At 73.8% G+C, this 6,769-nt stretch carries 9 protein-coding genes; 4 read left to right on the top strand and 5 right to left on the bottom strand.

Annotated elements, in window-relative coordinates:
• Positions 1-438: 438 nt before the first annotated feature.
• Positions 439-711, top strand: a complete 273-nt coding sequence (locus D5H75_RS40560) for a hypothetical protein (protein ID WP_119931960.1) — start codon at positions 439-441, stop codon at positions 709-711.
• Between the two features lie 614 nt (positions 712-1,325).
• On the opposite strand, the gene D5H75_RS40555 is transcribed toward D5H75_RS40560, so the two are convergent.
• Positions 1,326-1,676, bottom strand: coding sequence for a hypothetical protein (locus D5H75_RS40555; protein ID WP_202639002.1), 351 nt, complete (start codon positions 1,674-1,676; stop codon positions 1,326-1,328).
• 81 nt (positions 1,677-1,757) lie between these two features.
• Between D5H75_RS40555 and D5H75_RS42560 the strand changes: the two genes are divergently transcribed.
• The gene (locus D5H75_RS42560; protein ID WP_202639001.1) at positions 1,758-2,387 is read left to right on the top strand and encodes a hypothetical protein; all 630 of its coding nucleotides are present in this window, start codon (positions 1,758-1,760) and stop codon (positions 2,385-2,387) included.
• Between the two features lie 32 nt (positions 2,388-2,419).
• Here D5H75_RS42560 and D5H75_RS40545 read toward each other — a convergent pair whose 3' ends face one another.
• Genes D5H75_RS40545 through D5H75_RS40535 form a run of 3 tightly spaced genes read right to left on the bottom strand, consistent with a single transcriptional unit; the run spans position 2,420 to position 5,354 of the window.
• Positions 2,420-4,117 (bottom strand): hypothetical protein, encoded by a 1,698-nt coding sequence (locus tag D5H75_RS40545; RefSeq protein WP_119931958.1) that lies wholly within the window; start codon positions 4,115-4,117, stop codon positions 2,420-2,422.
• Positions 4,114-4,680 (bottom strand): hypothetical protein, encoded by a 567-nt coding sequence (locus D5H75_RS40540; RefSeq protein ID WP_147425480.1) that lies wholly within the window; start codon positions 4,678-4,680, stop codon positions 4,114-4,116. The genes D5H75_RS40545 and D5H75_RS40540 overlap by 4 nt, the downstream gene beginning before the upstream one ends.
• Complete coding sequence (locus tag D5H75_RS40535; RefSeq protein ID WP_147425479.1) at positions 4,677-5,354, bottom strand: hypothetical protein; 678 nt, start codon at positions 5,352-5,354, stop codon at positions 4,677-4,679. The genes D5H75_RS40540 and D5H75_RS40535 overlap by 4 nt, the downstream gene beginning before the upstream one ends.
• Positions 5,355-5,571: 217 nt before the next feature.
• On the opposite strand from D5H75_RS40535, the gene D5H75_RS40530 reads away from it, so the two are divergent.
• Positions 5,572-6,051 (top strand): HMG-box domain-containing protein, encoded by a 480-nt coding sequence (locus D5H75_RS40530; protein WP_119931955.1) that lies wholly within the window; start codon positions 5,572-5,574, stop codon positions 6,049-6,051.
• A 17-nt stretch (positions 6,052-6,068) separates the two neighbouring features.
• Positions 6,069-6,500 (top strand): hypothetical protein, encoded by a 432-nt coding sequence (locus D5H75_RS40525; RefSeq protein ID WP_119931954.1) that lies wholly within the window; start codon positions 6,069-6,071, stop codon positions 6,498-6,500.
• A 37-nt stretch (positions 6,501-6,537) separates the two neighbouring features.
• Here the strand turns inward: D5H75_RS40525 and D5H75_RS42630 are convergent.
• On the bottom strand, positions 6,538-6,769 hold a 232-nt coding region (locus D5H75_RS42630), incomplete at its 5' end, for a hypothetical protein (protein ID WP_206781987.1).

Below are 6,769 nucleotides of genomic sequence, written 5' to 3'. Positions count from 1 at the left end.
GCAGGCGGCGAAACAACGCGAACAACAGGCGGCCGAGCGCGCCCACGAGGCGACCCAGCGAAACCTGGGCCCGCCCCACTGACAAACGATCCGCCGAAGCCACTGACAATCTCTCCGCCGTCGACACGGACATGTTGTCCAGGGTGGGGGGCCTGTTAACCGGCTGGCGCCGTGGCCGCCCGCTCGCGTCGCGCCGGCGCGGTCAGTCGGTGGGGGGCTTGTCGTACGGGGTGAGGTCGATCGCCTCCCCGCCCGGCGGCTCGGCGAGGTCGGGGGCGACCCGCTGACTCTCGCGCGCTGCCGTAGCTGGGGGCGGGCGCGTTCGGCGGCCGCGGTGGGCGTTGTCCCAGCGCGGGCTGCGGCGGGGTCCGGTATTCATCGCCGTCTGAGCAGCGACCGGGGGTCGTCGGTGGCGGCGCCGCAGCGTACAACGGCATCATGACCACCTTCGAGATGGCCGTGACGGCCAGCTCCAACCCGAACCTCAACCAGGCTGACTTCGACCGCCAAGTAGCGATGATCAAGCCGGTGATGAGCTGGGACGCCCCCACCAAGACCTGGTACGCCCATCTGAACGGCGCCCGCCCCGAACACCTCAGCAGCGTCCTCAACACCCTGTTCGAGGCCGCCCGCCAGTTCGGCACCTCCATCACAGTGCGACTCAAAGCCGCAGAACCCGCCCCCAGCTCGCCCGCAGACCCCGAGGGATAGGGCCTCCGGCCTGAGCCGCCCCGGACAACATACTCGCGTATACGAGGTCAACATTTCCGCGCTCGACAGACGGCGGAGTATTTGTCAGTGGTGTGGCGGGCTATCTGTCAGTCGCTGAAGGCGGACATGTTGTGATCTCAATGCCTGTGGGGTCTAACCCGACAGGGCTGGACCCCACAAGATCTGTCACTCATCCTGTGGTCCACGAGGACGGTGGCAGGAACACCTGCATCCTTCTTGCTGCGCTGACGAAGACGACCGGTTGACCTTGTTCTTGACGATCCAGCCGAAGAGCCAGATCGCCGCCCGAACGACAATTAGGACCAGAAAGCGGTCCGGATCGTCGTTTCATCGCGAACTCGATGAGATCCACTATTGAACCCTTGTCACTCAGCCCCTCCCATCTCTGGGAGAGACCAAGCAGACGCCCGCGAGAGCGTCACCCGCCCGGGGCCGGCGGGAGGGGCACTATCACTGGCTGCGACAGCGCAATGTCCCCAGCTTCGTCGCCCGTTCAACGATCGAGTGAGAACCCTGGTTCCCAGCGCTATTCCGATATGACAAGGTCACGCTCGAGCCAGGAGGGCCAGAGTTTCGAATGCTTTCCCAGGCCGTCAGATGCCGGTCAGGGTCTCGGCTTCTTCCTGCGCGAACTGGCTGATCAGGCCGGGGAGGGCTTGCCGGTCCTGATCGGAGAGGTCCTGCAGGAGAGCAATCACCGGCTGCAAGACCTCCATCGTGGCCTCGGGCGTGATGGCGTCGTCGCCGCTGAGGTCCAGCCTGATGACGACCTCGGTGAGGGCCTTGGCGAGGGTGCGTTCGACTTGTCGTTGCCGGCCTCGAAGGTGGTGGCGCGGTGCATGTCCTTCACCGCGGTGCGGGCGGCGGACATCGCGACCGCGCCCAGGAGGAGGCCCGGAGGACACCGGGGACCGCACCACTGACAAACGATCCGCCGAAGCCACCGACAATTTCTCCGCCGCCGACAGTGAGTAGCGGCGAGGACATGTTGGGTTGGACAGAGCGGAAGCCGCCGAGGACGAGCCGTGACCGGGGTCGTCGGCAGTGACGCTGCGGCGTACAACGGCATCATGACCGATCGTTCGCCCGACGACGCAGCCGCCTCCATCGCCGACAAAGACCTGCAGGGCATGGCCACGGAACTGCCGGATCTCGAACGGGAGCTGCTCGCCGACCGGACGGCCATCGCAGACCTGGTCGCGTGCGCCGGCCAAGTGACGTGGGCACCGGATCGCGATTTGTGGCATGAGCTGGTCTATCGGCTCAGCGGCCGCCGGCTGTATCGCCGCTACCGCACCCGGCGAAGTCGGCTGCCCGACGACGCGCCGTGGACCGACACCCCGTCCTTCAACCGCCTCACCTGGCGCACTCGCGCCGCCTACCTGGCCGGCGCCTTGGCCTTCGCCGTCGACTACCAGGTGTGCCGCACATGCGGCGTGGGCTGGGTGGAAGAGCCCCACACCGAGACCGAGTTCCAGCGTGCCGGGCTGGCTCGCACGGCCCTGGCCGCGCTGCGCGCGGACTACCCGGGCCTGTCCTGGCACACTCTCGGGGGCCACTTCCGCGAGGCCGCCCCGTTTTGGGAGACGGTCGGAGCCACAGTGCCGGGCGGCTACAGCCAGCGGCCCCCCTGCCCCCACATCGAGACGGGATAAGGCTCTGGACTGTGCCGCCTTGGCGACCGCCGTCAGTCGTCGGTACGGCGGCGCCGCCGGCGGTGGGCGTGGGGGTCGGCCGGGTCGTAGGCCGCGCTCGGCGAGGCCGGCGGCCGCCGCGGGGGCGGCGGGCCGGACGGGTCGCCGGAGTCGTCGGGGGGCCGCCGTGGCGGTGTGGGCGGCCGGTCGGGTGAGGACCGGGGCGGCCAGGGGCCGGCAGGGTCGCGCGGGGGGTACAGCGGGTCGGCGGCCGGGTCGTCGGCCGGGATCGGCAGCCACGGGGCCTGAATGGTCCGCCAGGTGCCGTCCAGCCAGCTCAGCGCGCGGCCGGGGACGGGGGCGACGCCCAGGGCGCGGTGCCAGTCCTCGCCGGCGATGTCGAAGGCCATGCGCGCGCCGGAGCCGGACAGCGGGCCGAAGGTGACGCGGTCCACGAGCTGGTCGCGCAGGGCGCCGGGGACGGCGTCGCGGGCGTCGGGCCGCTGGGTCAGCACCCAGATGACCACGCCCGCCTCCAGGGCCTGGCGGGCCAGGGTGTTGAGCGGGTCGGCCAGGTCGGGGCAGGCCAGCAGGATCTGCTGGATCTCGTCCAGGATCAGCAGGGCGCGGGGGTGGTGGGGGCGGGTGGGGGCTTGGCCGGAGCGCCAGGCGAGCATCTCGGCGTAGCGGCGGGTGACCTCGGGGATCACCTGGCCCGCGATCACCTCGCGCCATTCGTCCGGGCGGTGGGCGATGGCGTGCACGCCGCGGCGGCCGATCAGGGCGGCCAGGCTGCCGGAGCCCTTGCCGTCGGCTCCCCACAGGCCGCCGGGCCACAGGCCGTGGGTGAGCCCGTCGACGGCCCACGCCCGCACGCCGCTGGATTTGCCGTGCTGGGTGGCGCCCACCACCAGCAGATGCGCTGCGGGCCGGTACAGCGCCAGCGGGGTCCCGTCGTCGGCGGCCAGGTCGGCCAGGTCGGCGGTGGTGACGCCGAGGACCAGGGCGCCGGGCGGACGGGGCCAGTCGCGGGCGGGCACCAGCCGCGGCAGCGGCGGCACCCGGTACACCTCCAGCCGCGTGTGGATGTGGTTCCACCCGGTCAGGTAGTCCGGGCGGGCGATCGCCTCGGCGGGTGTGCGCGGGGGCGGCCCGCACAGCTCCCACATGAGGCGCTCCACCAGCTCATCTCGGCGGACCGACTTGTGGGCGGCCCAGGTCGCGGGGTAGGTGACGTGCACCTGCAGCAGGCGGCGGCCGCGCCACAGCGCCCGGCCGACCCGGACGTCCTCCCCGCCGGCGACGGCGGCCGCGCCGATGCGCAGCCGGGCCAGCAGCCGGGCGCGGGCCCGGGCCGGGATGGTCAGCACGGCCAGCTCGGCGAGCACGGCGGCCGCCAGGAGGACCGGCAGGACGGCCCCGGCGGCCAGGGCGGGGATGACGGCGGCCAGGACGCCGTACAGGGCCAGCCAGCGCCGCCAGGCCGCCCCGGCGGCCGCGCGCCGCTCGGCGGCCTCCCGCCCCGTCGTGAGGCGCCAGGCGCGGGCGGCGGCCGCCCCCGCGCCGAGCGGGGCCGCCACGGCGACGGCGGCCGCCGTGGCGGGGGAGGGCATGCCGCGGCCGATCCACACCGCGACCGCGGCCACGACGGCCACCAGCCACGCCCAGTACGCCCCGTCGCGCAGCGCGTGGAGCGTCTCGCGCCACCAGGGCGAGCGCTCGGCCCGGGCCGCCCACTGCGCCCAGGTCACGTGCCCGGCTCCAGGAGCGCGGCCGCCGCCCCCGCGATGTCGTACGCCGCCCGCTCGTGGTCCCGCTCGCCCCGCCGGGCCTCGCACGGCCCCCAGGCTGGCGGGCGGCCGCCGGTGCCGCCCCGGGCCGGCCACAGCTCGGGCGGGTAGGCCTCGGTCACCGGGCGGGCCCGGCCGTGCCCGCCGGGCCTGATCAGCACCGCGTGGGGGTCGTAGGCGAGCACCCCGGCGACCACCTGGCGGGGGATGAGCCAGTCGGCCAGGGCGATCCGGCCGCCCGGCGGCACGACCACCTCCACGGCCAGGCGGACCGGGCCGCCGCCGAGCTCGCGGTGCCGCTCGATCGTGGTCTCGATGGCGTCGATGATCCGGGCCATGTACCGCGCCCACGCCGCCAGGTCGTGCACGTTGTCGGCGGCCGCCGGCGCCGGGCGCCCGGCCTCGTCCACCGGGCCGAGCGTCCAGCCGTACACCGCGGCCGCGCCCACCCGCAGCACGGCGGCGGTCCACCGGCGGCCCGGATCGATCCCCAGCACCGCCACCGGCCCGCCCACACCGCTCACCCGCCCGCCTGGGGCGGATCCCACACGGTGACCGCGAGCTGCACGACGGGGCGGCCGCTGGTCTGCACCGCGTGCGTGGCCCGCAGCCGGGCAACACGCCCCTCAGAAGTGATCGCGCACAGCACGTCCCCGGTCCGCACCCGGGCGATCTCCTCAGCGCCCCCGGCCAGCACCGCGTCCCGGCAACTGTCCAGCCCGGGGCTGGCCTCGCTCGCCGGCGCCAGCCGTACGCCCGGCGCGGTCGCGGTCAGCGAGGTCGCCAGCCAATCCCCCACGATGTCGGCACCCCGCAGGCCCCGCGCCGTGCGCACCGGCACCGCGTCCAGATCGGTGTGCGCGTACAGCCCCGACACCGTCACCTCGCCCCGCCACCGCACCACCGGCCGCGCCACCGCCGGTGGGGACGGCGCAGCCGTGGGGACGGCCGACGGGACCGGCGGCGGGGCCGTGCTGGCCTGCGCCGCGGGCGGTGACGCCGCCTGGGGCGGGCCCGCCGCCGGGCTGGAGACGGCCGCCGGAGGCACGCTCGGCGGGTCCCCGCGCCGCGACAGCGACCAGATCACCCCGACCAGCCCGACCACGACGATCACACCGATCGCGGCGGCCACGAGGTGCAGGTGCCGGTCCGGGATCCCCTCTTCGCCCTGATAGCCCTGGTGCCCTGGAGTGGTCACGTGACGACGGTAGACCGGCGGGGCGATCTTCACGAGGGTCCCGGACGGTCGATCAGATGATCTGACTGCTTATCTTGCTGCACCCCTGCCAGGTCGCTGGCGGGCCTCGTTCCCCGGCTCCCTGATTCCTCCGGAATTCATCCGGCCGGACCCTTGACGGTGTATGAGATTCAATACACATTCGATGTATCAATCCTCATACACCTTGGGAGGTGGGATGCGGCACCACGAGGGCGAGCACCCGGACGGGTTCGCCGGGCGCCGCCGGCGCCGGGACGGCGGCGAGGACCTGGTAATCGGCCTGCCCCCGGCGGCGGCCGCCGTGCTCGGGGACGACGCCGCCGACCTGGCGCGGGACCTGGCGGAGGTGCTGCTGGCACTGTCCGAGATCCGCACGGGCGCCTGGGACGAGCGCCAGGAAAGCCCGCACGAGGACGCGGGCCTGCCCGCCTCCCGGCAACGGCACCACATGACCATCGCCCTGTACCTGCTGGACCGGCAGCTGCTGCCCCGGCTGCAGGGCATCCGGACCGCGACGCTGCGGCTGCTGCGCCAGCACGGCTACAGCCACGGCGAGATCGCCGAGCTGATGGGCGTCCCCCGGCAGACCGCGGTCTCGCGCTGGCGCGCCCTGGAAGCCGCCGAGCCCGATGAGTGGGAGCGGTGGGCGCGCGGCCAGAACCCCTCTCCAGAATGACCACACAGGAGACCCACATGACCAGCAGACTCGCTAAGGACGCGACCACCGTCGACGCCGCCATCCTCGCGATGGTGACCGCGACCCACGGGCCCGAGGCGGCCGCGCCGCAGGGCCCCGACCTGCTCGCCGCCGCCTGGGCGGCTCGCCGGCTGGCCTCGCTCGCCACGATGCGGGCCCGCCAGTATGTCGTGCAGGCCCGCGAGGCCGGGCGGCGCTGGGAGGACATCGGCCAGGCCCTCTGCCTGCGCGCCCCCCACGACCTGAGCCTGCGCGACGTCACCCTCGAGTACGCCCTGTGCGGGGTGGACGCCGAGGGCCGGGCGTGCGTGACCTGGCGGTGCCCGGCCTGCGCCCGCATGGTCCGCGAGTACGTCCGCGAGGCCGACCCCGCCGCCGCCGAGCACGGCCACGCCGCCGACTGCGCCCGGGCCGCGGGCACCCGGTAGGCGATGCCCGGGACCGCTGGCAGGTCAAGCGCTGCATCTACTCGGCCCGTGTCAGGCCCCATCTGTTCAGCAGGTCGGTCAACCGGTCGGCGGCGTAGGAGTTGCCGGCCTTGGCGAGGACGCGCAGGTCCTCCTCCCGCCCTTGATCCGCTAGCAGTTCCACCAACCGGTTGGCAGCATAGATGTCGCCGGCCTCGGCGAGGGCACGCAGGTCCTCCTCCCGCCCTCGGCCTACCAGCAGCCTGGCCAACTGGTAGGCGGCGTAGGAG

Source organism: Bailinhaonella thermotolerans, assembly GCF_003594875.1.
Taxonomy (GTDB): Bacteria; Actinomycetota; Actinomycetes; order Streptosporangiales; family Streptosporangiaceae; genus Bailinhaonella; species Bailinhaonella thermotolerans.
Note: the sequence above shows the minus strand (reverse complement) of the source record. Positions and strands in the feature narration are given on the sequence as shown.